Source organism: Polynucleobacter corsicus (assembly GCF_018688255.1).
In the GTDB taxonomy this organism is placed as follows: Bacteria; Pseudomonadota; Gammaproteobacteria; order Burkholderiales; family Burkholderiaceae; genus Polynucleobacter; species Polynucleobacter corsicus.
Genome location: NZ_CP061314.1, coordinates 1,803,097 through 1,828,859, shown reverse-complemented (window position 1 = coordinate 1,828,859; position 25,763 = coordinate 1,803,097). Strand labels below are relative to the sequence as shown.

Below are 25,763 nucleotides of genomic sequence, written 5' to 3'. Positions count from 1 at the left end.
CTATTTTGTATTGGTAAGGTCTTAATTATTTTTCATGAGTGCTTCGATTTCATCGGCTTTAACTGGCACGCCACGAGAAATCAATTCACATCCAGAATCGTTGACTACAGCATCATCCTCAATACGGATGCCGATATTCCAAAAGCGTTCATCTACATCATCAGCAGGACGAATATATAAACCTGGCTCGATAGTGAGTGCCATGCCTGGCTTAAGAACGCGCCATGGCTTTTCTGAAGAGTTTGCTGCTGTGTCAAGTGGTTCGCGATAGGAGCCAACGTCATGCACATCCATGCCCAACCAATGTGAGGTACGGTGCATATAAAAGCGACGATAGGCTCCGGTCTCTAGTGCATTGTCCAAAGAGCCTAATTCCGCCAGCTTCAGCAGCTTCTCATCGAGTAAGCCTTGAGTGAGCACTTTCAGCGCTGCCTCATGGGGTTGTATGAATGTATTGCCGGGTTTAGTCATTGCGATAGCGGCTTCTTGCGATGCAAGCGTAATGTCATACAGTGCGCGTTGTGGACCTGTGAACTTGCCATTCACTGGGAAGGTGCGAGTGATATCTGAAGCATAGCTATCAAGTTCGCAACCCGCATCAATGAGGCATAGATCTCCGCTACGTAGTTCAGTATCACCAGCGCGGTAATGCAGGATGCAGGAGTTAGCACCGCCCGCAACAATACTGTTGTACGCAACGCTTTGTGCGCCGCTGTAGCGGAACTCGTGAAGTAGCTCTGCTTCAAGATGATATTCACGCACACCAGGTTTACAAGATTGCATGGCACGAATGTGTGCGCGTGCAGAAATCGCAGCTGCACGACGCATGATGTCAATCTCATGGGCATCTTTGAAAAGACGCATCTCATGAATCAAGCTCTCTACATCATGAAATTCAGAAGGAGGGTTCACGCCAGCACGCGCCTGCGCTCGCACTTGTTTCATCCAATGGCGTAAGCGACGATCTATTTCAGCGCTTTCTGAAAGACGAATATAGACAGCATCTTGGTCGGCTAATAACTCACCTAGTTTTTTATCTAACTCATGATTGCTATGGGCATATTCCACCCCCAAGGCTGCTGGTGCAGCATCTGGCCCTAAACGAATACCATCCCAAATTTCACGCTCTGCATCCTTAGGTCTGCAAAAAAGATGTGACTCCAATTGGGGTTGTGACCTTGATCCAGCAATTTTGAGTACGAGGCTTGCGCCTGGCTCTTCAAAGCCGGTCAGGTAGAAAAAATCACTGTCGTGGCGATAGGGAAACTCACTATCTCGATTACGCGCTGTTTCAGGCGCTGTAGTGATGATGGCAATGCCACCACCAGTTTTGGCGCAGATCAGTTTCGCGAGCTCAACTCGACGTTGTTGGTAAATGCCGGAATTATTCATTTGCTGCATTGAGTTCTTGTAATCGTTGGGGTGTACCTACATCGTGCCACGGTCCGGTATATTTTTCACCGGACACTCTATTTTTAGCCATGGCATCCCTCAAAATCGGAGCTAGCTTAGTAGGCACATTTAATTCCAGGTCCTGAAAAAGGTCCCGGTGATAGAGTCCAATGCCCGAAAAGGTAAGTTTTTCAGCGCCATCTAGTGGTTCATTGGCCATCTGGGAGCCCTTAATATAAAAGTCACCCAGAGGATGCTGAGTTGGGTTGGGAACCATCAAAAGGTGTGCCAGAGGTCTGCTTGGCATGCTTCGTAACTCAGAAGCGAGGTCCAAGAGCTTCTCAATTGGCAGATTTGGACTAAAAACATCCCCATTAATGACTAGGAAATAATCGCTCGGGTTCAGTAAAGGCAAGGCTCTACGAATACCGCCAGCAGTTTCTAGGGCGCTAGTTTCTGGGGAGTAGCTAATGTTGAGCCCAAATTGACTGCCATTTCCCAGCGCTTCCTCAATCTTCTGACCAAGCCAAGCATGATTAATCACTACATCCTGGATACCCGCATCACTGAGCGCCTCCAAATGCCAGGCTAGTAAAGATTTATTTTTGATAGTGAGGAGTGGTTTAGGTAGTTCATCCGTCAGGGGGCGCATGCGCTCACCTCGACCTGCTGCCAGTAAAAAACATGGAATGGGATTGGGTTTATTCATAATGAATGACTTTTAATCTTGAGCGGGGCGCGTCGATTCTAGGATGCGTGCCAAAGGCTTTAATTCGATATAGCGATTGGCAGTGGCAATCGCATATTCGAGCACCAGAGGAATATCTTTGAGATAGCCATCTTTGCCATCACGATGAAACAGTCTCGCAAAAATACCCAAGACCTTCAGGTGCCGTTGCAAGCCCATCCACTCAAAGTCACGATAGAGCTGACCAAAATCGTTTGGCATGGGTAAGCCTACTTGACGACCTTCTTCCCAAAATTTAATGACCCAATCAATCACACGTTCTTCAGGCCATGCAATGTAAGCGTCACGCCAGAGGGAAGATGCGTCGTAAGTGATGGGACCATAGACTGCATCTTGAAAGTCAATCACGCCAGGATTATTTTTTCCAGTCACCATCAGATTACGTGAATGGTAGTCGCGATGTACATAGACTTTTGCCTGCGCCAGATTATTTTGAATGATCAGTTCGAATGCTTGCTTGATCTGCAAATTCTGAAGTTTGCTTAATTCAATATGCAGATGTTTCCCTAAATACCACTCAGGAAATAAATCTAGCTCACGCTTCAGTAATGCCTCATCGTAGTTTGGCAACACATCTGGTTTACTTGCTAATTGCATTTGCACTAAGGCGTGTGTTGCATCTTTATAGAGAGGGTCGGCACTCTCTGAATTGAGTTCTGCAAGGTAAGTTTTGGTTCCCAGATCGTTGAGTAAAAGAAAGCCCTCAGTGACATTTTTTTCTAAGATTTTCGGGACATTTAAGCCGGCACTTTCGAGCAATAAATCGACCTCAATAAAGGCGTCCAAGGGCTCGTGTTGGGGTGGGGCGTCCATCACGATTAAAGTTGGAAAATCTGGGTTTTTGGACGCAATCCGGAAATACCGCCTAAAGCTGGCATCTGCCGAAGCAGGGGTCAAAGTGGGTAGATCTAATTGCCAGCTAGGTTCAAGGCCTTTTAGCCAGTTACGGAGGGTGTCTAAGCGAGAGTCAGTCATGGTCGATTCGTATAATAAGGCGGGTCTGGATCTATGAGTCATTATCGCCGTCGTGCCGGCCTTTGCGCCCCTCTTTTTGTAGCTATTACCCTGCGTTTAATGATGGGGGTTATATTGTCGCAATTTGCCCTCGCGAGTCAGGCCCAGGCACCTGCACCTTTACCCCCTTCTGCACAGTCTTTAGGTAGCTCTGCTAGCTCCGTTTTAATTCCCGATCGTGGTGACGTCACTGTCTTGAAGTTGGATGATCAATTACGAGTTGGTAAACCAATTAATGATGGGCAAGCTTTAACCTTTACCTCAAGTGATTCGATTGACGGAATCGTTGATCGCGAAATGCGCTTAAAAGGGCGCGCACAAATTCGTCGTAATGGCGCAGTGATTAAAGCAGATGAAATTAAATATGATCCTGATTCTGATGTAGCTAATTTGTCTGGCAATACCGAGTTCTCAAAAGGCAACGCATCCTTCAAGGGACCTAAAGCACGTTTTAGGGTGGATGCTCGTGAAGGGGAAATTGAGACTCCTTACTACGAGTTGCGTGATAACCGTGCGAGCGGTAATGCAAAAAAATTGACGATCGAAACTGCTGATGTATTTGTATTTGATAAAGCCACCTATACAACTTGTACTCCAGAAAATTTAGATTGGTATTTCACGGCCAGTACGCTGGAGATTGATAACGAGCAAAAAGAAATGGTTGGAACGCACGGCGTCATGCGATTCTTTGATGTACCTATTGCTTACACACCTTACTTCACTGCACCAACCTCTAATCAACGCCGCTCCGGAATTCTGGCGCCAGTAGCTGGCTACAACTCCAATAATGGCATTGATGTAACGCAGCCTTACTACGTCAATATCGCACCTAATCGTGACTTGCTTTTACTGCCTCGCGTGATGGGTCAACGTGGAGTGCAGCTAGGGACTAAGTACCAATTTATTGATAAGCAATCTGCAGGCAGTTTGGGAGGGGACTATCTCCCTTATGATCGTAAGACGGGGACTGATCGCTGGCGTTATGACTGGCAGCAGAGGCAAAACTTCAGTGGCGACTTGTTGGGCATGGGTGGGATCCCCATTGCTGGTGCTTGGACTGGTTATGCCAATGTGGCGCGGGTTTCGGATAACTTATATCCAACTGACTTTTCTCAAAGTATGGCCGGTGCAGTTACTAGCCAATTTCGACAAGAGGTTGGCACCACTAAGAACTTGACTGGTAGCTTAAGTAACTGGACTGTGGGAGCCAGGGCGATGACTTTCCAGACTTTGCAGCCTGACCCTACTGTGACTGTGCAGTCCCCATACAATATTTTGCCGAATGTCACCGCTGCCTATAACAATCGTTTAACACCGGCAGTTGCTGATACCAGTGGAAAGTACATCACTCTACCTACGGGTCCTGCAACAACTTTTTCTACAGATTTCACTCGCTTTGCCTACAACATTGGCGGTAACTTGGCGGCAACCGCTCCGGGCGCTTACAGCCAGGCCGATCGAACGGTGATTAAGGGTGCCATGGCGCTTCCCCAGATTACGCCTGGGTACTACATCACTCCGAAAGTGAGTTTTCAATCAAACACCTATAACGTAACACCATACAACCCTGTGGGTGCCCCGGCCGCTCAAGGATTCACTATTCCTACATTGAGTTTGGATTCAGGTTTGGCGTTTGAAAGAGATGCCGCTGAATTAAAAGGTTTTTTTGGGCGCGATATGTTGCTCACAATGGAGCCGAGAGCTTTTTATGTTTACACCCCGTTTCAAAGTCAGGCTCAAACCCCTTTATTTGATACGGCAGATGGCGGTTTTGGCGTAACCCAAATTTTTAGTGAAAATACCTTTATTGGTAACGACCGTATTGCAGATAACAATAAGTTAACGGGCGGCATTACCAGTCGTATGATCGAGGCCAATACAGGCGCAGAACGAGCCAACGTAACCCTCGCACAACGTCAAGCCTTTACGGGGCAGAAAGTGGGCCTCAATGGCACTATTGCAAATCCTACAACCTATTCGGATACATTGGGCTCTGCTTCAGTTCGTCTGCTTGGCAACTTCAGCACAGATGTATTTGGGCAGTACAACTCGCAACTGAATCGCTTAGTTCAAACAACAGTGGGCGGTAGTTGGCGGCCTACGCCTGGAAGAAGCTTGAATTTTGGCTATCGAAATGTTTGGGCTCCACCAACACAAGCATCCGTTCAGAATAACCAGGCTTTTGTCCCTTCAGCAACCACTACTGATCAATACAATGTTTCAGGGCAATGGCCTATTACGCGTGAAGTATCTGTTTTGGGCCGCTGGGGTTATGACGCTTTAACCACTAAAACGCTCAATACGCTGGTGGCCTTAGAGTGGATGCGTGACTGCTGGACTTTACGCGGCGCTTACTCACAGATGCTCAACACCTCACAAATCACAACTACTCAGGTTTTATTCCAAATAGAATTTAGGGGCTTTGGTAGCGCTGGTAGTAATCCAGTTGATATCATGAAGCTTAATGTTCCTGGATATATGCCTACTTCCAAGCCTATACCACCTTCAATTTATGAGAACTATCAATGATGCGTAGGAATCGATTTAATCAAGCACTTGCAGCCATACTTTTGGCTGGCACCGCTTTTCTGTCTCAGCTTACGTTTGCACAAGATAGCTCAAAGACTTCAGCTGATAGCAAAATTCGGAATATTGATGGCGTTGCTGCAGTTGTGAATACTGGCTACGTGACACGTAAAGAAATTGATGATCGGATCGTTGCCCTGCAAAAGCAGGGAGGTAAGCTCCCTGATGCCGCTGCCTTGCGCAAGACTGTGCTGGAGCGCCTGATTCTTGAAAAAATTCAATTACAAAATGCTGAGCAAGAAGGTATTGCAGTGAGTAATAAAGAGTTGGATAAGATCATTGGCGATATTGCTGCCAAGAATAAATTAACACTGGCTGAGTTAAAAGTAAAAATTGCCGCTACTGGTAGTACTTATGAGCGCTACAGTCAAATGCTGCGCGATGATGTGATTATTAGTCGTTACCGTGAGCGCGAGGTCGAGGGCAAGGTCAAGATTTCTGATGCGGAGGTAGATAACTTTATCTCTGATCGCAATCGTGAGGTGGCTGGTGGAGGAAAGCCCGCACGCTCAACTCCCGCTGTAAAAGGTGAGCCAGAAGAGATCGACCTTGCGCAGATTTTTATTCCTGCGGATGTCAATGCTGGGGCTGGTGCTCAGGCCGAGGCAAAGAAGAGGGCAGAACTTCTGTTGCGTGAAGCGCGTGGCGATGTCGATTTCTTGCAGTTAGGTGCAATGGCCGCAAAAGACAATCCAAAAATTAAGTTTCAAGATTTGGGTTACCGTACGCCAGATCGCCTGCCGCAATTATTTTATGAGGCCGTCAGAAATACAGGTAGTGGACAAGTTGCCAATGCTGTAGTGAAGAGTCCCGCTGGCTATCACGTTCTGAAGGTTTTAGATCGTCGAGCGCTAGTTGCCGGCGCTCCTGAGCCGCAGCAAGCTGCCCCCCAAGAAAGTGCTACTACCCCACAAAATATAATGGTGACGCAGACTTTGTCGCGACATATTTTATTACGTAGTCGTGCGGGTTTGACAGACCAAGATGCTGAAAGACGCCTCTCGGGTTACCGTGATCAGGTTCGTGCAAAAACTGCTGATTTTGGTGATTTAGCTAAAAAATATTCTGAAGATGGATCTGCCGCTAATGGAGGTAATTTAGGTTGGATGGGTCCTGGGGATTTAGTTCCAGAATTTGATCAGGCAATGAATCGCTTGCAAATAGGTGAGGTTAGTAATCCAGTGAAGACTGAATTTGGCTGGCACCTAATTCAGGTACTCGAGCGTCGTGATGCGCAGTTGACTTTAGAGAAGCAGCGTCAATTTGCACGTGCAGCCATTCGTGAACGTAAGTTTGACCAGGCCTATCAAGATTGGCTACGTGAATTACGCGACACTGCTACGGTGAAGATTATTAACGCAGATGATCCAGCAGCCAGCCTCCGTTAATCTCATCATTAGCTCTGGAGAGCCTGCGGGGATTGGTCCAGAGGTTTCTCTTGCAGCTGCAATGGCCTTCTTACAAGAGCAGCCTGCAAGCACAATTACGTTGCTTGGTGATTCCGGCTTATTTTCAGCTACTGAGATCCCTAAAGAACTTTCTCATCGCTTGAAGTTGGGGTCTATTGCGCTAGCCTCTCCAGTAACTGCGGGCCAATTAAATCCTGCCAACGCACAATATGTTCTGAATATTCTGGACGCTGCAGTTAGGGGTTGTCTCGAAAGTCGTTTTGATGCCATGGTAACTGCGCCAATACAAAAGAGCGTGATCAACCAAGGCGATACTTCAAATGAGGATTTATTTACCGGGCATACAGAATACTTAGCAAAGCTTTGCCATCAAGAGCATGTTGTCATGATGTTGTGCGCGACATTGCCGGCTGGCCTCTTAGGCTTGCAGAAAAGCCGCGACCTTAGGGTGGCTCTAGTCACAACCCATGTGCCCTTGAGGGAGGTTCCTAGTACGCTGAGCCAACAGCATATTCTGGAAACCATTCAGATGGTCGACCAGGATCTGCGGGCAAAATTTGGCATTGCTAAGCCTGTTATTCGGGTGGCGGGACTCAATCCGCATGCGGGTGAATCAGGTTATCTTGGGCGCGAAGAAATTGATGTCATCATTCCTGCTATCGAGGCTGCCAAAGATTTAGGTATTCAGGTGAGTGGACCTTATCCAGGGGATACGATGTTTGATGCTAGGGCTTTAAATAGCGTGGATGCGTTTATTGCGATGTATCACGATCAAGGTCTGGCGCCATTCAAGTTTGTCAGTTTTGGTGGTGGTGTGAATGTCACTCTAGGCCTGCCGATTATTCGTACTTCAGTAGATCATGGCACGGCGCTAGATATTGCCGGTAGAGGCCTTGCAGATCCTAGCAGTATGTTGGAGTCTTTGCGACTAGCCTATCAATTAGCGGTAAACGTAAAGAATACAAAGAATCTATCAACATGACGCATCAAGCACGTAAACGATTTGGTCAAAACTTTTTACAAGACTCCGGAGTCATTTATTCCATAGTTGCGGCAATCAATCCCAGTGAAAATATGCATGTGATTGAGATTGGCCCTGGCCTTGGCGCATTAACAAGACCTTTATTGAGTAACCTAGAGCACCTAGATCTCTTGGAGATTGACCGAGATTTGGTGGCTTACTGGAACCAAGAGAATCTTACGGGTCTCAATGTGATTGCGGGAGATGCCCTCAAGTTTGATTTCTTGGAATGGGCAAATGCACGTCCAGCCAATAGCGGTCTGTGTAAGGTGGTTGGTAACTTGCCTTACAACATCTCCTCTCCATTGCTCTTTCATCTTGTTTCTGCTGCCCATGCGATTGATGAGCAGGTATTTATGCTGCAAGCTGAAGTAGTTGAGCGCATGGTCTCTAAGGCTGGCGGATCTGAATTCAGTAGGCTTTCTGTTATGTTGCAAGCCCGCTATGACATGGAGCAGGTTTTAGAAGTTCCGCCTGAAGCTTTTGATCCGCAGCCTAAGGTCAATTCTGCTGTAGTGCGCATGATTCCGCGCAGAGATTTCGACTTAAGTAATGCGCAGTGGCATGCTTTGGAAAAAGTAGTAGCCGCAGCATTCTCTCAAAGAAGAAAAATGCTGCGTACGAACTTATCAGCCTTTGCTGATCGACTGTCTCTATCTGAATCTGAATTAAAAGCGCGTGCTCAGGATATTCCGGTGGAGCGCTACATTGAATGGGCTAAAGCTTTAGCCCATTAAGCTTCTGGTTTTACTGGTAAGCAGCAGGATCAATCACCCGCATTTCAGCTTCAATCCACTTCTCTACTTCTTGATGAAGTTGGCCGCCTGTTTTTCCAACAGAGGTAATGGCGGGGCCGATTGAGAAGATCACTGTTCCAGGCTGCTTTAGAAAGCTATTCTTAGGCCAGCAACGGCCAGCATTGTGGGCAATCGGAATCACCAAAGCTTCAGTAGCGCTGGCCAGTCTTGCGCCACCCTTGCTGTAGGGTTTGTGAGATCCGGTAGGCGTTCTAGTCCCTTCTGGAAATAACAAAATCCATTTACCTTCACTTAAGCGTTTTTTTCCTTGACCAACAACGGAGATGGCAGCAGTTTCTTTGCTGTTGCGATTGATGTGAATCATCTTGAGCAAAGCTAAAGCCCAACCAAAGAAGGGAATCCAGAGCAACTCTCTTTTGAAAACAAAGCACACCTGCTTAGGAAGTAAAGCAATGTAGAAAATAGTTTCATATGCAGATTGATGCTTACTTAGTACGACAACAGGTTTATCTAAAACTGCCATCATATTTTCCATGCCACGAATCTCGTAACGGATACCACAGAGCGGCTGCAAGATCCAGATGACGACTTTATTCCAAAGGCCGATAAAGCGATAGCGATTCTCGGGATTGAGAAATGGAAAAACGAGGATACAAAGTACCGACCAGATCGGCGTGAATATTAGTAAAAAGAGGGTAAATAAGCTTGAGCGAATAAAAGTCATATTGGCATTAAACCTGATCTTGCAAGATCGCAGTAGCAAATGCCATCAAATCCGCATGAATCTGCGTATCTTCCGGGAGGCCACCTTTTTCTAAGGTCTTTCTGCCTTTGCCGGTGAGTACTAAATGCGGACTGGCGCCCAAAGCAACTCCTGCCTGCAAGTCACGCAAGGAATCACCCACAATTGGCACTCCTAATAAAGGTGTAGCACTTTGATTTTTCTTATAACGAAGAGCTATTTCTTTCATCATCCCTGGTAGCGGCTTGCGGCAATCGCATGCATTGGCATCAATATGAGGGCAAAAGAAAATACTATCGATATGACCGCCCAAGGGTTTGAGTAACTTATCCATCTTGCTATGCATTACATGCAGATCATTGATATTGAAATAGCCTCGCGCTAAACCAGATTGATTAGTTGCCACAGCGATTTGATAGCCCGCTTGATTCAGTAATGCAATAGCTTCAAGACTACCCGGTAACGGAATCCACTCATCGCTCGACTTCACATAATCATCGCGATCTTCATTGATCACACCATCGCGATCAAGAATGATGAGTTTAGAGGAGCTGATGCTCATGCTAATTTGCCGAGGTCGGCAATGAGATTCATTTTCTGGTGAAGTTGTTGCAGGAGGGCTAAGCGGTTATCGCGTACCTCTGGATTGGGATCCATCACCATGACATCGGCAAAGAATTGATCGATTGGGGTACTTAAAGCCACCAATGCCTTTAATAGGTCTACAAACCGACGTTGCTCATAAGCGGCAGTTAGTGTTGGGGTGAGTTTCTCAAGGGCTTCGTATAGAGCGATTTCGGCAGGAACTTGTAAGAGCTTACTTGAGCAAGTTCCCGGAATAGTCGTGGCATTCTTTTTCAGAATGTTGCTAATACGCTTGTTGGCAGCAGCTAATTGAGCAGCTTCTGCCAAGGCGTTAAATTCACGTAAGGCAGTTAGGCGATCTATCAAGTCATTCAATTGCGCAGGTGATTGACTTAATACGGCATCAATCTCTTCGGAAGTGAATGGCTTGCCAGCAACAGCCTGATCGCGCAAGTAAGCACGTAGACGATCAATAATGAAGGCGTAAATATCTTCAGCCTTCGCTTTTTCTTGAACATCTTTCTGTGGAAACTGTTTGCGTGCCAGCTCAATTAAGTCGGGCAGGCTGAGGCTGAGATTCTTTTCTAGCAAGAGCCGGCAGATTCCGAGGGCATGACGACGCAGGGCGTAGGGGTCTTTATCACCCGTTGGTGCAAGACCAACTCCCCAAATACCAACTAAGGTTTCTAGCTTATCGGCAATCGCTAAGATGGTTCCAGTTTGTGTTTGTGGCAATACATCACCAGCAAAGCGGGGCATGTAATGCTCGCTACAAGCAGAGGCTACTTCGGAATTTTCACCATCATGGTTAGCGTAGTAACGGCCCATAATGCCTTGAAGCTCTGGGAACTCACCCACCATATCAGTTAATAAATCCGTTTTAGCAATCTCTGCAGCACGGCTAGCAAGCGTCTCATCAGCCGATAAAGTTTTTGCAATGCCAACAGCAATACCTTGAACCCGCTTAGTGCGATCCAATTGATTTCCGAGCTGATTGTGATAAACCACTTTTCCTAGATCGGCTACGCGAGACGCCAGTGGACGTTTTTGATCTTGCTGAAAGAAGAAACGTGCATCGGATAGACGTGGGCGTACTACACGCTCGTTACCGGAAATAATCGCTTCTGGTTTATTAGTCTCGATATTGGAAACAATTAAGAAACGATTGCGTAACTTACCTTGCTTGTCAGTCAAAGCAAAGTACTTTTGATTAGTCTGCATTGTCAAAATCAAGCATTCTTGAGGAACCTCTAAGAACTCTTGATCAAAGTGGCACTCATAGATTGCTGGCCACTCTACTAAAGCAGTCACCTCGTCTAACAGGCTATCTGGCATCAACACCAAATCAGCACCAGCGGCTTTTAATAATGCAGCTTTGATAAATTCACGGCGCTTATCAAAGCTTGGCAACACTTTTGCTTTAGTGGTGAGTTCAGACTCATACTGATCGGCAGAGGCAATCGTAATAACGCCGGGAGCCAAAAAGCGGTGGCCTTCTGTTTGGTTTGCTGCATCAATGCCTAATGCGCTGATATGCAATGTTTGTTTGCCATGGAGAGCGATGATGCGATGCGCTGGACGTGCAAACTCAACATCTGCTAATTCACCATTTTTCTGTAGCACTTGGTAGTGCATCATTTTAGCGATGGGTAATTTGCCCAGTGTTTGCTCGAGTGCTTGTTGAGCGGTTTGCTCTAATGCCGCACCTTTAGCGATGACATTGAGATACAAGGCTTCATTCTTACCTTCGCCCGCTTTTTCTAAAGTGGAGAGATCGATATCTGCATAGCCCAAAGAGGCCAACTTCTTTTGCAGTGGTGCAGTCGGCTTCCCATCAGCATCAAAAGCAATGCTAGTCGGGAGTAATTTTTCACGTACTGGATAGTCGGGAGCTTGGCTCAAGACATTGGTAATTTGAACTGCAAGGCGGCGCGGTGTAGCGTAGCCAGTAGTAAGAGAGTTATCGCCCAAGAGGCCTGCAGCCTTAAGGGTTGAATAAATACCTTCACTAAAAGCATCGCCTAAGCGGCGTAATGATTTTGGTGGAAGCTCTTCAGTAAACAACTCAATCAGAAGGTTGTCTGATTGAGAGAGGGTATTCGGTGTACTCATAATTAGATTGAGCTACTTAGGCTTTGGATTGACGTTGGCAAATCGGGAATCCCAACTTCTCACGAGACTCAAGGTAAGCCTGCGCTACTGCGCGAGAGAGATTGCGGATACGTCCGATATAGGCTGCACGCTCAGTAACCGAAATAGCGCCACGGGCATCTAGCAAGTTAAAGGTATGTCCAGCCTTAAGTACCATTTCATAAGCGGGTAAGGCTAATGGCACCTCCATCAAACGCTTGGCTTCACTTTCGTAGTTGGTGAAGTTGGCGAACAATAGGTCGGTATTGGAGTGTTCAAAGTTATAGCAAGACTGCTCCACTTCATTCTGGTGATACACATCACCATAAGAGATGCCATCGGCCCAAACGAGGTCGTATACGTTGGAGCAATTTTGGATATACATTGCCAAACGCTCAATACCGTAGGTGATTTCGCCCAAAACAGGTTTGCAGTCAATGCCGCCCACTTGCTGAAAATAGGTGAACTGCGTCACTTCCATGCCGTTGAGCCAGACTTCCCAGCCTAAGCCCCAGGCACCTAAAGTTGGATTTTCCCAATCATCCTCAACAAAACGCACATCGTTCTTTTGAAGATCAAGACCCAAGGCGGCAAGAGAACCTAAGTAGAGCTCAAGAATATTTTCTGGTGCAGGCTTCAGTACTACCTGGTACTGGTAGTAGTGCTGCAGGCGATTCGGATTTTCTCCATAACGACCGTCTTTTGGTCTACGTGAAGGTTGGACGTAAGCAGCTTTCCATGGCTCGGGACCAATAGCCCTCAAGAAGGTAGCTGTATGAGATGTACCAGCACCGACCTCAAGGTCGATAGGTTGCAATAGGGCGCAACCTTGTTGGTCCCAGTAATCTTGGAGTTTGAGAATGATTTGCTGAAAAGTAAGCATGATGTACCTGGCTAAGCCTTTGATTTTACATGGCCAAGCTGGTGAACTAGGAAATTACGATTAGATACGTTTTTGGCGAATTAGACCCAGGATGAGCAAGAGGCAAGAAAGGCCCAAAATGGGCGCGTTTCCCCAAAGTACGTAAGGAGTGATGCCTGAGTAGGCTTGGATCTTAAGGCTAAGTACCCCTTGGGTAAATTCATCTAGTTGTGACAGTACTTTGCCATCTGGCCCAAGGGCTGCCGTGATGCCTGTATTGGTGGCACGTAGGGCTGGAAGGCCAGTTTCCAAGGAGCGTAACTGGGATAACCTCAACTGCTGTGCTGGTGCTTGAGACTCCCCAAACCAGGCCAGATTGGTCATGTTGATCAATAGGTTGACGGGTTGACTGCTGCGATGAATGCGGGAGGCCAATTCCCCTCCAAAGACATCTTCATAGCAAATCGTGATGGCTGCATGAACTGCATCTTTGCCAGAGCGAATAATGCTGAAAGGAGCTTGATCTTGTTTGCCCCGCGCGAAGTCGCTCATGGGGACGTTGAAAGCATTTACAAACCAATGAAAGCCAGGTGGAATAAATTCTCCAAAAGGTACCAAGTGAGATTTGTCGTATTGATAGTTTGGTGCGTTGGGAGAGAGTCCGAGTGCGCGGTTGGTGTACTGCACCCCAGCGGAATTACCCGTCTCTCCAATCACGCCAAGCAAAACATTGCTAGAGGTGTTGTTAGAAAAATGTTGTAGCGATCCCAGTAAACCAGCGGGCAAATTGCTTTGGGGCCAAGGATAAGCAGTCTCTGGAGTGATGATGAGATCTGCTGACTGACCCTCGATGGCATTGGTATAAAAACTAAACTGCTCTTCAATGGCCTTGGGATTGAACTTGAGGCTCTGCTCGAAGTTACCCTGAATTAAACGAATACTCAGTGGCTCGCCAATCGGTTTTGTGAAAGTCCAAAAGCCAGCAAGTTGCGCAAGTGCCACAGTAGAAATAATGCAGGTAGCACTAAAGAAAATATTTTTTCTTAGCTGCGTCATCTCCCAAGAAATCCACACCACTAAAAATGTGCATGCTAGACCGCCGAAGAATGCTGCTACTGGTGCGAAGGGACCATTGAATTGCGCCTCAGCAAATCCCATCCAAGGAAAGCCAGTTAACACTACGCTGCGCAGATATTCAATCATCACCCAAGAGGCCGCTAGTATCAGTCCTGTCAGGTGCTTGCGTTTTGCTAGAGCGAGGGAGAGGGAGGCGCTGGAGAAAAAGAAAGCCATTCCAGCGGCCAATAAAAATACCGCTAAGCCAGAAAGCGCAGCATGCATTCCGCCTATGTCATGTAGGCTAATGTAGATCCACCATAGGCCGAGAACAAAGTAGCCTAGACCGAATGACATTCCAAAAATAAATTGATTTTTAATCGAGTGGCTTGACTGCTGATCCATTCGCCACCAAATTAAACTCAAGATGGGAATCTGTATCCAGCCGCCATAGGGTAGCTCTGCTACAGCGGCTAGTAAGGCTCCAAGAAAAAATAGCAGCAATGCATTGGTACTATTGCGCAGCCTTGCTGATTGCAGATCAATCAAGGTAATCCTTAGTCAGGCTTTTTGGGGAGTTGTCGTGCGAGCAGAATATGAATCTGTCTTGGATCGGCACGCTGAACCTCAAATTCAACCCCGTCAATTTTGATCAGTTCACCCATCTTCGGCACTCGACCAAGATGTTGAATGACTAAACCAGCAACCGTTTCAATACCGTCAACTTCAAATTGCGTACCCAAGGTCTCGTTAAATTGCTCGAGCTCGGTAATGCCTTTTACGCGAATATCGCCATTGTCTAAAGAGATTAGATTGTCTGCCTCTTCATCAATATCGTGCTCATCTTCAATGTCGCCAACAATTTGCTCAAGCACGTCTTCAATCGTAATGACGCCTGCAACACTGCTGTATTCATCTACAACAATAGCTAGGTGATTGCGGTTGTCTTTGAAGTCACGTAGTAGGACGCTCAAGCGCTTAGATTCAGGAATAAATACGGCGGGACGGAGCCAATCACGTACCTGAAAATCTTTTTCACTGGAGTGACGCAATAAATCTTTTGCTAGCAAGGTACCGATGACATTGTCGCGAGTACCTTCAAATACGGGGAAGCGTGAGTGAGCTGCAGTAATTACACTTTTGATAATTTCCGACAAAGGCTGGCTAATATCAATCCAGTCAATCTGTGCCCTGGGAATCAAAATATCGCGAGCACATAATTGACCCACCTGGAATACACCCTCAATCATGGAGAGGGCATCTGCATCAATTAAACCCTCTGTCTGGGCTTCCCTGAGAGTATCGATCAGTTCTTGGCGACGTTCAGCTGGGCTGGTTGGCTGTGGCGTTAAAAAATTAGCCAAGCGTTCTAAAAGGGATTTGTTGGGGTCAGGCATATAGCAAGAATATCGCAGAAATAAGAAAATTCAATGAAGGAAGCCTTAAAGATGCTTTAAATGGGTGCGTAGGGATTTGCAAAGCCTAAGGATTTTAGAAGGGTAATTTCCTTACCTTCCATTTTCTTTGCTTCTTTATCGCCCTCATGGTCAAGGCCTTGGGCATGTAAGCAGCCATGAATAATCAAATGAGCCAAATGAGCCTTCATAGCTTTACTTTGCTCTGATGCCTCTTTTTGAATCACAGGGAGACAAAAAATAATGTCGGCAGTCAAAGTCTGGTTACTGAGTTCGTATGGAAAAGTGAGGACATTAGTCGCATAGTCTTTATTGCGAAAGGCAAAATTGAGTTTTTTTCCTTCAGCTGCATTAACAAAGCGTAAGGTGATTAGGCCATTCAATCCAATCGCTGTCTTTACCCATTTTTTAATTGCTGCTTGAGAAGCAATTGCCAAAACTTTTTCTTTAATTGCAGCACTCGCAAACTGAATATCAATCTCTAATTTAGAGGAGGATGAACGCTTATTTATCATCTTAATGGGCTTGCGTAGAAGTGAGCTCATTGATGAGATCGCCTCGGAGTGTGTAATTGAGTACTTCAGTGATGCGGATGTCTACCATTTGACCGATCAGCGGTTCGATATCTGCATCTGGCGCGGTAAAGTGAATCACCCGATTATTGGTGGCGCGACCCTGCAGGTTCACGCCATCCTTTGCTAAGCCTTCAACTAGAACTCGCTCAGTATTGCCCAGCATATTTTTACTAATCTGATTTGCTTGTGACTCAACTAGTGCAAGTAAGGTTTGTAGTCGTTTAAGTTTGACCTCATAAGGGGTGTCATCACTGAGGTTGGCCGCAGGTGTACCAGGACGTGCGCTGAAGATAAAGCAAAAGCTATTATCAAAATTGAGTTCTTCAACCATCTTCAGGAGTTTTGCAAAATCTTCATCCGTCTCACCAGGAAAGCCCACGATGAAGTCGCTGGAGAGTGTCAGATCGGGCCTCACGGCGCGCATCTTGTGAATAATGCTTTTATATTCTAGGGCGGTGTAGCCACGCTTCATTGCAGATAAAACGGAGTCGGATGCATGTTGAACTGGTAGATGCAAGTGGCTCACCAGCTTAGGAACTTTTGCGTAGACATCAATCAAGCGCTGGGCAAATTCTTTTGGATGGCTAGTGGTAAAGCGAATTCTTTCAACGCCAGGTATTTCTGCGATGTACTCAATCAGTAGTGCAAAGTCTGCAATCTCTTCCGTGCCACCCATCTTGCCAAGATAGGCATTCACATTTTGACCGAGTAAGACAATTTCTTTTACGCCTTGGGCTGTAAGACCAGCTACTTCAGTTAATACATCATCAAAGGGGCGTGATACTTCTTCGCCACGAGTGTAAGGAACCACACAGTAGCTACAGTACTTTGAGCAACCTTCCATGATGGAAACGTAAGCAGAGCCGCGAGTTTGGCGAGAGGCGGGCAGATGATCAAACTTTTCTATCTCAGGAAAAGAGATATCTACTTGAGGTCTGCCAGTTTCGCGACGTTGTGTAATGAGGTCAGACAAGCGATGCAGTGTTTGTGGGCCGAAGACCACATCCACATAGGGAGCTCTACTAATAATTTGTTGACCTTCTTGGCTGGCAACGCAGCCGCCAACACCAATCAATAAATCGGGCTTGGTTTTCTTGAGCTCACGCAGACGACCTAAATCTGAAAATACTTTGTCTTCGGCTTTTTCACGAATTGAGCAAGTGTTCAATAGAACCACATCTGCATCTTCGGGGGTATCAGTCATGACCATGCCTTCTTTGGCATGTAAGAGGTCGGCCATCTTGCCCGAGTCGTACTCGTTCATTTGACAGCCAAAGGTTTTGATATAGAGCTTTTTCATATGCCGTTCTCAGGTTTATAGCTGGGGGCGAAGCTGAGATTTTACGGGATAAGTGGTTTAGAGCAGACTTAGGGTCAGAATCGCGACTATGGTTGGTGGAATGGCGGCTATCAATAGCAAGCCTGCGGAAACAGCTGCATTGGGGAAGTAACTGCGCAAAATAGCCAGTCCAGCAGGGTTGGGGGCATTGGCGATAACGGTCAGGCCGCCGCCTGCTACTGCACCGCCAACCAGGGCTAGCTTGAATTCTGGTGAAGTACCCTCCACTAACGAGCCCAAATAAGTGAGCGCTGCATTATCAGTAATGGCTGTTAGTGCCAAGCTGCCATAGAAAACAGCCGTCGGGCTCATGGTTTCCAGAATGGGTTGTAGCCACCAACCTTGAAGTGCACCCAATACTACTAATCCACCCAAGAAGAATCCCACCAGCAAGGCTTCACGCAAGATGAGTGGGCTTTGATGTTTTGGATAGGCGGTGGTGAAACCAATAAAAAAGAGCAATAGCCATATGAAGATTACTGGGTCATGTGCAAAAGCTACGATGCCTAGTAAGAAGAGTAGATGAATGGCTGTAATGGTGAGTGGAATACGAATGTGATCAGCTTTACTCGTAGGCTCAACTAATTGCTTATGAAAGAGCAGCGTTACGATTGTGGCATTAATAAAAATGGCGATGATCGCTTCAAGGCCAAAATTGGCGAACATGAAAGCGCTACTCCAACCCCAAGTGGATGCCACCATCAGCACTGGAGGTGCTGCAAAATTAGTTAGCGTGCCACCGATCGAAATGTTGACGAACAGCACACCCAGGGTACCGAACAGTAGTGAGGTAGAGCATTTATGGCGATAGACTAGGTCGCGTAACAAGAATGCTGCCAGCGTCATTGCTGCAGGCTCGGTAATCAGCGAGCCCAACAAAGGTGTGATGCTGAGGGTCAAGAAATAGAGTGTTGGAGCTTGTTTGGTTCGCAAGACGAGTTGAATTGCCTTGCCAAGTTTGTGAAGCAGCTGGGTTGCAAAATGCAAAATTGGTTTACTGCCAGCGACCACCATAATGGCGAAAACAAATAGCGGCTCGGTGAAGTTACGTTTATTGGCGTAGTCTTTTGCGGTAGCTAGATCATTAGCGAGCCACATAAAAATAATGAGGATAGCCGCCCAAAATCCAAAGACGATTTCTACTTCACCAAGGAGATGCCATAAGCCAGCATGCTTTGGAGATTTTTTAGCAAGCACCTCAAAATAAGAAGTGCAAAACGTGTGTAGCACTGCTATGGCAAAAATAACGCTAGCACCAAGCTCGGTAGGGGTAAAGTTCATAACTACATATTATCAGGGCAGAGTCGATATAACGCCCTTAAGAATGATCAAATAAAAGTATTAGCAATTTAGGAGATTTGGATGAAATTGAAATTGGGTTATCAAGAATTAATTGCCAATGCGATGGCTCAAATTGAGACCGTACCCTTAGAACAAGCACAACAATTTCTAGATGATCAAAACACAGTATTTGTAGATATTCGGGATGTGAGGGAGCTGGAACGTGATGGCATGATTCCAGGTGCAATTCATGCGCCTCGTGGCATGCTGGAATTTTGGGTTGATCCAGATAGCCCTTATTACAAGCCAGTTTTTGGAGAGGGCAAGCGTTTAATGCTTTATTGCGCCTCTGCGTGGCGATCTGCCTTGGCAACTGAAACCCTTCAAAAAATGGGTGTGCCAGGTGTTTGTCATCTAGAAGGTGGTTTTAGCGCCTGGAAAAAGGCTGAATTACCTATCGTGGATAAACATTCAAAGCCACATCAGAGTTAAATTTCTAATGGCATAGATCTTGAAATGCATTAAATAAGCCCCATTTACCAGAAGAGATGTTCATTGATTAATGAGGGAAGAGGGAATACGCATGACTGTAGCTAGCAAAGAAACTTTAGGCTTTCAGGCCGAGGTAAAGCAACTTTTACAACTGATGATTCATTCCTTGTATTCCAACAAGGAAATTTTTCTCCGAGAGTTAATCTCGAATGCATCTGATGCTTCAGACAAGCTCCGCTTTGAAGGAATTGAGCATCCCGATTGGTATGGAGATGATCCTGATCTGAAGATCAAAGTTAGTTTTGACCAAGCTGCCAGAACCGTAACTATTTCTGATAATGGCATTGGTATGAGCCGCGATGAAGCTATTGCGAACTTGGGCACCATTGCTCGCTCTGGTACAAAAGAATTTTTCTCCAAGCTATCTGGCGATCAACAAAAAGATGCCGCTTTAATTGGTCAGTTTGGCGTAGGTTTTTATTCAGCATTTATTGTGGCCGATCGTATTACTGTAGAGACGCGTCGTGCTGGTCTGCCGGCGACCGATGGGGTTCGTTGGGAGTCCGATGGTTCGGGCGAATTTACAGTAGAAAGTATTGACCGCCCACAACGGGGAACATCGATCACGATGCATTTGCGTGAAGGTGAGGACGATTTCCTCTCCACGCATAAGCTCAAGTCGATTATTCGTAAATACTCTGATCACATCTCTTTGCCGATTCAGATGAATAAAGAAGAGTGGGATGCGGATAAAAAAGAACAAGTAATTAAAGATGAGCTTGAGAGTATTAACCAGTCGAGCGCTTTATGGGCGCGCTCTAAATCGGAGATCACTCAAGAGCAGTATGACGAGTTTTATAAGCACTTATCTCACGACTACGAAAACCCCTTGTGCTATTCCCTCAATAGAGTTGAAGGCCGTAGTGAATTTACGCAACTACTGTATGTACCCTCACGTGCACCATTTGATTTGTGGGATCGTAATAAGCGGGGTGGTATTAAGTTGTATGTGAAGCGGGTATTCATCATGGATGATGCTGAGCAATTAATGCCCATGTATTTGCGCTTTGTCACTGGTGTTGTTGATTCAACAGATTTACCTTTAAACGTTTCCCGTGAAATTCTGCAGGAATCACGTGATGTCAAGATCATTCGCGAAAGTTCCACCAAGCGTGTGCTGAGCATGTTGGAGGATCTAGCCAATAGCGATGACGATATTAAAAAAGAAAAGTACCACACCTTCTGGACTCAGTTTGGACAAGTGCTTAAAGAGGGCATTGGTGAAGATCAGCCAAATCAAGAGCGCATCTTAAAGCTCTTGCGTTTTGCAAGTACGCACATGGATTCTGCGGATCAAACTGTTTCCCTAGCTGAATATATTTCACGCATGAAAGAAGGTCAGGACAAGATTTATTACGTGACTGGCGATACTTTTAATGCCGCTAAAAATAGTCCGCATTTAGAGATCTTCCGCAAGAAGGGTGTCGAAGTATTGCTACTCACCGATCGAGTAGACGAATGGATGCTTTCTTTCTTCGCCGAGTTTGATGGTGAGCAGATGACCTCGGTAGCAAAAGGTGGTCTTGATCTCGGCAACTTAAGTGACGAGAAAGAAAAGAAAGAGCATGAAGAAACTGAAAAGAATTTCAAGGGCTTGCTCGATCGCATGAAAGCGGCCCTAGAAGACAAGGTGAAGGATGTGCGTGTGACTTTCCGCTTGACTGATTCTCCAGCATGTTTAGTTTCTGATGAGAATGAGCTCTCCGGAAACTTATTGCGTATGCTCAAAGCTGCAGGTCAGCAGGCGCCTGACACTAAGCCTATTTTGGAAATTAACCCAGAGCATCCTTTGCTACTGAAGCTGAAATCTGATGATCAGCACTTTGATGAATGGACTCAGGTCTTGTTTGATCAAGCACTTTTAGCTGAGGGCGGTCAATTGAATGATCCGGCGGCTTATGTAAAGCGTATCAATCAACTCTTACTAGCCTAATTCACTGAGGCTCTAAAGAAAAACCCGACTCGCATTACGCAGGTCGGGTTTTTTTATTTCCTTGCTACTAGAAAAATAAAGTATTACTGCGGAGCTTTAGCAGGTTGATTATTTTTTCCAGCGTTGTATCCAGAGTTGTACTCAGAAGCCTGCTCTTTTTTGTAGGCATCGTATACGTAACCAGAAGCCGCACCCACTGCTGCACCGCCGACTGCGCCCCAGATTGGGTTGCCGTGGAAAATAGCTGTACCAACCGCGCCGGCAGCTGCACCGATGCTAGCACCAGATAAAGTACGTTGCTCTGTATTGCTCATGTTGGAGCAACCTGCGATTGCTAGAGTTGCAGCAGTAATAGCGATAATTTTTTTCATATCAACTGTTCCTTGTGTCTTTAAATATTAAATTGGCTAAATGTCTTGGATTATTTTCTGGCGCAAGGGAAGCGTGATGCTAAGAAGCCCAAGAAAACACCTGCTGCAGGTTTATCAGTGGTCTGTTGATTAGATTGAGCAAACTTTACAAATTCACCAATGACTTCATCACGTGATGGTGCAGGTTGCTTTACGCAGATATATGGCTTTGCGCGCTGTGGGTGGCGTGTAGCCAAATAAGTGTCGTAAATAGCGGTTATATAGCCTACGCAAAAGCTGCGGGATTCAGGACTTGCTGGCAATTTACAGACGTTTACAAGCTCTTGTGTGCTCAGGACCTGAATTTTTTCTTGAGCCTGGGCTAAGCCAGAAAATGCCCATAAGGCAGCTAATAGAGCTAAAACTTTTTTCATGGGTTCTCCCTTGGGTGTATGTCAATTCCATAATAAACCATATTCAAGCCATTAAATTGCACTAAATAAGTGCATTAATGCCCAAATTCGGTCTTAATATTCCCCATAATGATGCAAAAAACATGGGGGTATTTCGGTGGAAACTTTGAAATCAGGAAGTGATGTCTTATTTATTTTGCTCGGCGCAATCATGGTCTTGGCTATGCATGCGGGATTTGCATTTCTTGAGCTCGGCACTGTACGCAAAAAGAACCAAGTCAATGCTTTGGTCAAAATCTTGGTGGACTTTGCAGTGTCAACCATTGCCTATTTCTTTATTGGTTACAGCATTGCTTACGGCGTTGATTTTTTCTCTGGTGCCGAAATCTTAGCCGAGAAAAATGGCTATGAACTAGTCAAATTCTTTTTCTTGTTGACCTTTGCCGCCGCTATCCCAGCCATTATCTCTGGCGGTATTGCAGAGCGTGCGAAGTTCAATCCTCAACTGATTGCTACTTTTATTCTGGTGGGTTTCATTTACCCCTTCTTTGAGGGTATTGCCTGGAATCAGCATTACGGTATTCAAGCGTGGATCAAAACGCTGACTGGTGAAGAGTTTCATGACTTTGCGGGATCGGTTGTGGTGCACGCGGTAGGTGGTTGGATCGCATTGCCAGCCGTCATTCTCTTGGGCGCGCGTCGCGGTCGCTACACCAAGGATGGTAACGATGCTGCGCATCCACCATCTAGCATTCCATTCTTGGCTTTGGGTGCTTGGATTTTGGCGGTAGGTTGGTTTGGTTTTAATGTCATGAGTGCGCAGACGATAGATAAAGTCAGTGGCTTAGTGGCGATGAACTCTCTCATGGCGATGGTTGGCGGTACTTTAGCTGCATGGGTAATTGGTCGCAATGATCCAGGTTTTACTTACAACGGGCCTTTAGCTGGCTTGGTAGCGGTTTGTGCTGGCTCAGATCTAATGCACCCGATGGGCGCTTTGGTAGTTGGCTTAATTGCTGGCGCCCTCTTTGTCTATATGTTTACCTTGGTACAAAACCGCTGGAAGATTGATGACGTTTTGGGCGTCTGGCCTCTACACGGCCTATGCGGTTTATGGGGCGGCTTGGCTGCAGGCATCTTTGGGGCAAAAGCGCTAGGCGGTCTCGGCGGAGTGACTTTCTTGGGGCAGTTGATCGGCAGTGGCTTAGGAGTTGCTATTGCCCTTATCAGTGGATTTGTGGTCTATGGATTGCTAAAGGCTGTCTTAGGTATCCGGATGTCACAAGAAGAAGAGTACGAAGGTGCTGACTTAAGTATTCACCGGATTTCTGCAAGTCCGGATCGTGAGCCGAACTGGTAGGCTATCTTAAATATAGCCATTACCTATAATGAGTCATGGCTATATTTGAACTAGATGGAAATGCTCCCCGCTTAGACGATGGAGCTTGGGTTGCCGAGAGCGCAGAAGTGATTGGCAGAGTCGAGCTTCACAAAAATGCGAGTGTGTGGCCCAAGGTCGTGATCCGTGGCGATAACGATCTGATACAAATTAGCGAGGGCAGTAATGTGCAAGATGCTTCTATTTTGCATACTGACCCTGGCTATCCTCTCATCATTGGCAAGCACGTTACCGTTGGACATCAAGTGATGCTCCATGGTTGCCAAATTGGCGATGGTAGCTTGATTGGGATTGGTGCCGTAATTTTGAATGGCGCCAAAATTGGTAAGAACTGTTTAGTGGGTGCCGGAGCATTGGTCACTGAGGGTAAAGAATTTCCTGATGGCTCGATGATTTTGGGCTCACCCGCTAAAGTAGTGAAGACGCTGACTCCAGGGCAAATTGCTGGCATTGAAGATATTGCCGGTCGTTATGTTCAGAATGCGCAGCGATATCAGCAGACTTTGAAGAAAATTGCCTGATTTAAAAAAGTTCACCTAAATTGTTCTACGTTTTCAATGTTGTCTTTCCGGTATTTGCCCTTATTCTGATTGGCTATGTTTGTGGACGCACAGGCAAATTAGGTGAGAGTGCATCCATCGAGTTAAATCGCTTTGTCGTTTGGCTTGCCTTGCCTGCGCAATTATTTAATTTCGCAGCAAGCAGTAGTTGGCAAACACTTTGGCAGCCCGGTTTTATTGCCGCCTTCTTTTTGAGTTGCTTACTAGTATTTATTTTGGTGTTGGTAGTCAGCTGGGTTCGCAAGCGAGATTTAGCGGCCGCCAGTTTTTCAGGTTTGAGCGCGTCTTACTCCAACACGGGATACATGGGCATTCCGCTCTGTGTATTGGCGCTTGGTCAAGATGGTTTGGCGCCAGCAATTATTGCGACCTTTATTGTCTTTGTGATGTTTGCTATAGCAACAGTGCTCATTGAGGTCGGCATTCAGTCCTATAAAAAATCCCATGAGATTGTTTGGAGCGTGCTGAAGTCGCTATGTACCAATCCACTATTGATTGCCCCCGTGGCAGGTTTGCTATGGTCGTCTACAGATTTGCTTCTATATGAGCCATTAGCGCAAGTCATTGCTTTCTTAGCTTTAGCTGCAACACCTTGTGCATTGGTTTCTATTGGCCTGTTCTTGATGCAAAAAGAGAAGTCAGCGCCGCAGCAGGCGTGGGGTATTAGTTTTGCAAAACTCATTATTCAGCCGCTAGTCGCTTGGTTGATTGCTGGACCAATCTTAGAGTTGCCAAACTTATGGGTGAGTGCTGTTGTAATACTGGCAGCACTGCCCACAGGCACTGGCCCATTTATGTTGGCTCAGTATTACAACGCGGATGGCCGAATTATTTCTCGAGTAGTGCTCTTGACTACGATGGGATCCTTGCTGACGCTGTCTTTATTCCTGTGGTGGAGAAAGGGGATTTAATCCCTCAGCATCTATTTGCTTTTCCCAAGAGGCATCAATAAATGCAGGTAACTTCATACATTGATGGAATATCTTCATGAGTGTTGGGTAGCTCGTCATATCGATCTTTGCACTAAGTGCATTAAAAATTTGTGGCACTAGGCAGATATCAATCAAGCCAGGCTGATCTCCATAAGCAAAACGACCTACCCTCGTATCTCCACTCAATTGTTTTTCCAGACTTTCTAAACCCAACACCATCCAATGATGACTCCAGGCATCTTTTGCTTCTGCACTCACGCCTAAAGTTTTCATGAGATAGCGCATCACCCTTAAATTATTGAGCGGGTGAATCTCCATAGCGATATCCATGGCTACTGAGCGCACCCACGCGCGATCGATTGCAGTTTGGGGTAGTAGCGGAGGACTTGATTGAATCTCCTCTAAATATTCAATGATGGCAAGCGATTGGTGAATGGTGTGAGGGCCATCGGTATAGAGGGGCACCAAGCGATTAGGATTTTTATTGGCAAATTCACCAGCAGTTTGGGCACCTCCACTTTTAACAATATGAATTGGAATCACCTCATAATTCAGGCCTTTTAAGTTTAGGGCAATGCGCACCCGAAAGGCTGCTGAGCTACGCCAAAAGCTATACAGCTGAGTTTTCATAAAAGATTCCTTGATAGCATGACCCTCAGTATATTAAGGACTTGATTGAGTGACTGGTGTCGGTGATTTAGACTGGTAACC

The 25,763-nt window shown here is 46.1% G+C and carries 24 protein-coding genes; 9 read left to right on the top strand and 15 right to left on the bottom strand.

Annotation, left to right across the window (positions count from 1 at the left end; genetic code table 11):
- Nucleotides 1-21: 21 nt before the first annotated feature.
- Genes C2747_RS09385 through C2747_RS09375 form a run of 3 tightly spaced genes read right to left on the bottom strand, consistent with a single transcriptional unit; the run spans nt 22 to nt 3,115 of the window.
- Entirely contained in the window at nt 22-1,401 is a 1,380-nt protein-coding gene (locus tag C2747_RS09385; protein ID WP_215331529.1) for an aminopeptidase P N-terminal domain-containing protein, read from the bottom strand.
- Nucleotides 1,385-2,101, bottom strand: a complete 717-nt coding sequence (gene murU, locus C2747_RS09380) for an N-acetylmuramate alpha-1-phosphate uridylyltransferase MurU (RefSeq protein ID WP_215331527.1) — start codon at nt 2,099-2,101, stop codon at nt 1,385-1,387. The genes C2747_RS09385 and murU overlap by 17 nt, the downstream gene beginning before the upstream one ends.
- 12 nt (nt 2,102-2,113) lie before the next feature.
- Nucleotides 2,114-3,115: an aminoglycoside phosphotransferase family protein gene (locus tag C2747_RS09375; protein ID WP_215331525.1), complete on the bottom strand. Its 1,002-nt coding sequence runs from the start codon at nt 3,113-3,115 to the stop codon at nt 2,114-2,116.
- A gap of 33 nt (nt 3,116-3,148) precedes the next feature.
- Between C2747_RS09375 and C2747_RS09370 the strand changes: the two genes are divergently transcribed.
- From C2747_RS09370 to rsmA, 4 genes are read left to right on the top strand one after another with little or no spacing between them, the layout of a single operon-like run.
- Complete coding sequence (locus C2747_RS09370) at nt 3,149-5,683, top strand: LPS-assembly protein LptD (protein ID WP_215331523.1); 2,535 nt, start codon at nt 3,149-3,151, stop codon at nt 5,681-5,683.
- The gene (locus tag C2747_RS09365; RefSeq protein WP_215331521.1) at nt 5,680-7,128 is read left to right on the top strand and encodes a peptidylprolyl isomerase; all 1,449 of its coding nucleotides are present in this window, start codon (nt 5,680-5,682) and stop codon (nt 7,126-7,128) included. Before C2747_RS09370 ends, C2747_RS09365 begins: the two co-directional genes overlap by 4 nt.
- Nucleotides 7,103-8,131 carry a 4-hydroxythreonine-4-phosphate dehydrogenase PdxA gene (pdxA, locus tag C2747_RS09360; protein ID WP_215331519.1) on the top strand — a complete coding sequence of 343 codons (1,029 nt, stop codon included), beginning with the start codon at nt 7,103-7,105 and terminating at the stop codon, nt 8,129-8,131. The genes C2747_RS09365 and pdxA overlap by 26 nt, the downstream gene beginning before the upstream one ends.
- Complete coding sequence (gene rsmA / locus C2747_RS09355) at nt 8,128-8,907, top strand: 16S rRNA (adenine(1518)-N(6)/adenine(1519)-N(6))-dimethyltransferase RsmA (protein ID WP_215331517.1); 780 nt, start codon at nt 8,128-8,130, stop codon at nt 8,905-8,907. The genes pdxA and rsmA overlap by 4 nt, the downstream gene beginning before the upstream one ends.
- Nucleotides 8,908-8,917: 10 nt before the next feature.
- Here the strand turns inward: rsmA and C2747_RS09350 are convergent, their stop codons facing one another.
- The 9 genes from C2747_RS09350 to C2747_RS09310 are packed head-to-tail and all read right to left on the bottom strand — an operon-like array spanning nt 8,918 to nt 18,913.
- Nucleotides 8,918-9,652, bottom strand: a complete 735-nt coding sequence (locus C2747_RS09350) for a lysophospholipid acyltransferase family protein (RefSeq protein WP_215331516.1) — start codon at nt 9,650-9,652, stop codon at nt 8,918-8,920.
- A gap of 7 nt (nt 9,653-9,659) precedes the next feature.
- Nucleotides 9,660-10,232, bottom strand: coding sequence for a D-glycero-beta-D-manno-heptose 1,7-bisphosphate 7-phosphatase (gene gmhB / locus C2747_RS09345; protein ID WP_215331514.1), 573 nt, complete (start codon nt 10,230-10,232; stop codon nt 9,660-9,662).
- Nucleotides 10,229-12,367, bottom strand: a complete 2,139-nt coding sequence (glyS, locus tag C2747_RS09340) for a glycine--tRNA ligase subunit beta (RefSeq protein ID WP_215331512.1) — start codon at nt 12,365-12,367, stop codon at nt 10,229-10,231. The genes gmhB and glyS overlap by 4 nt, the downstream gene beginning before the upstream one ends.
- Before the next feature lie 16 nt (nt 12,368-12,383).
- Complete coding sequence (gene glyQ / locus C2747_RS09335; protein WP_215331510.1) at nt 12,384-13,268, bottom strand: glycine--tRNA ligase subunit alpha; 885 nt, start codon at nt 13,266-13,268, stop codon at nt 12,384-12,386.
- Nucleotides 13,269-13,328: 60 nt separating this feature from the next.
- On the bottom strand, nt 13,329-14,852 hold the full coding sequence (gene lnt / locus C2747_RS09330; protein WP_251374751.1) for an apolipoprotein N-acyltransferase: 1,524 nt from the start codon (nt 14,850-14,852) through the stop codon (nt 13,329-13,331).
- Nucleotides 14,853-14,860: 8 nt separating this feature from the next.
- Nucleotides 14,861-15,700, bottom strand: a complete 840-nt coding sequence (locus C2747_RS09325) for a CorC family transporter (RefSeq protein ID WP_215331508.1) — start codon at nt 15,698-15,700, stop codon at nt 14,861-14,863.
- A gap of 56 nt (nt 15,701-15,756) precedes the next feature.
- Nucleotides 15,757-16,263, bottom strand: a complete 507-nt coding sequence (ybeY, locus tag C2747_RS09320) for an rRNA maturation RNase YbeY (protein ID WP_251374750.1) — start codon at nt 16,261-16,263, stop codon at nt 15,757-15,759.
- Nucleotides 16,235-17,593: a tRNA (N6-isopentenyl adenosine(37)-C2)-methylthiotransferase MiaB gene (gene miaB, locus C2747_RS09315; protein WP_215331506.1), complete on the bottom strand. Its 1,359-nt coding sequence runs from the start codon at nt 17,591-17,593 to the stop codon at nt 16,235-16,237. The genes ybeY and miaB overlap by 29 nt, the downstream gene beginning before the upstream one ends.
- Nucleotides 17,594-17,650: 57 nt before the next feature.
- Nucleotides 17,651-18,913 (bottom strand): putative Na+/H+ antiporter, encoded by a 1,263-nt coding sequence (locus C2747_RS09310; protein ID WP_215331504.1) that lies wholly within the window; start codon nt 18,911-18,913, stop codon nt 17,651-17,653.
- 81 nt (nt 18,914-18,994) lie between these two features.
- Here C2747_RS09310 and C2747_RS09305 point away from each other — a divergent pair, with 81 nt between their 5' ends.
- Both C2747_RS09305 and htpG read left to right on the top strand, forming a co-directional pair.
- Entirely contained in the window at nt 18,995-19,405 is a 411-nt protein-coding gene (locus C2747_RS09305) for a rhodanese-like domain-containing protein (RefSeq protein WP_215331502.1), read from the top strand.
- A gap of 91 nt (nt 19,406-19,496) precedes the next feature.
- Nucleotides 19,497-21,398, top strand: coding sequence for a molecular chaperone HtpG (htpG, locus tag C2747_RS09300; RefSeq protein ID WP_215331500.1), 1,902 nt, complete (start codon nt 19,497-19,499; stop codon nt 21,396-21,398).
- 83 nt (nt 21,399-21,481) lie between these two features.
- Here the strand turns inward: htpG and C2747_RS09295 are convergent, their stop codons facing one another.
- Nucleotides 21,482-21,769 (bottom strand): YMGG-like glycine zipper-containing protein, encoded by a 288-nt coding sequence (locus C2747_RS09295; RefSeq protein ID WP_015422003.1) that lies wholly within the window; start codon nt 21,767-21,769, stop codon nt 21,482-21,484.
- A gap of 50 nt (nt 21,770-21,819) precedes the next feature.
- Nucleotides 21,820-22,182: a Rap1a/Tai family immunity protein gene (locus C2747_RS09290; protein WP_215331498.1), complete on the bottom strand. Its 363-nt coding sequence runs from the start codon at nt 22,180-22,182 to the stop codon at nt 21,820-21,822.
- Between the two features lie 136 nt (nt 22,183-22,318).
- Between C2747_RS09290 and C2747_RS09285 the strand changes: the two genes are divergently transcribed.
- The 3 genes from C2747_RS09285 to C2747_RS09275 are packed head-to-tail and all read left to right on the top strand — an operon-like array spanning nt 22,319 to nt 25,031.
- Complete coding sequence (locus tag C2747_RS09285) at nt 22,319-23,521, top strand: ammonium transporter (protein WP_215331497.1); 1,203 nt, start codon at nt 22,319-22,321, stop codon at nt 23,519-23,521.
- Nucleotides 23,522-23,556: 35 nt separating this feature from the next.
- Nucleotides 23,557-24,081, top strand: coding sequence for a gamma carbonic anhydrase family protein (locus C2747_RS09280; protein WP_215331495.1), 525 nt, complete (start codon nt 23,557-23,559; stop codon nt 24,079-24,081).
- Nucleotides 24,082-24,101: 20 nt separating this feature from the next.
- Nucleotides 24,102-25,031: an AEC family transporter gene (locus C2747_RS09275; RefSeq protein ID WP_215331493.1), complete on the top strand. Its 930-nt coding sequence runs from the start codon at nt 24,102-24,104 to the stop codon at nt 25,029-25,031.
- Here C2747_RS09275 and maiA read toward each other — a convergent pair.
- Complete coding sequence (gene maiA / locus C2747_RS09270) at nt 25,002-25,682, bottom strand: maleylacetoacetate isomerase (RefSeq protein ID WP_215331491.1); 681 nt, start codon at nt 25,680-25,682, stop codon at nt 25,002-25,004. The two genes, C2747_RS09275 and maiA, sit on opposite strands and share 30 nt — an antisense overlap.
- Nucleotides 25,683-25,763: the final 81 nt, after the last annotated feature.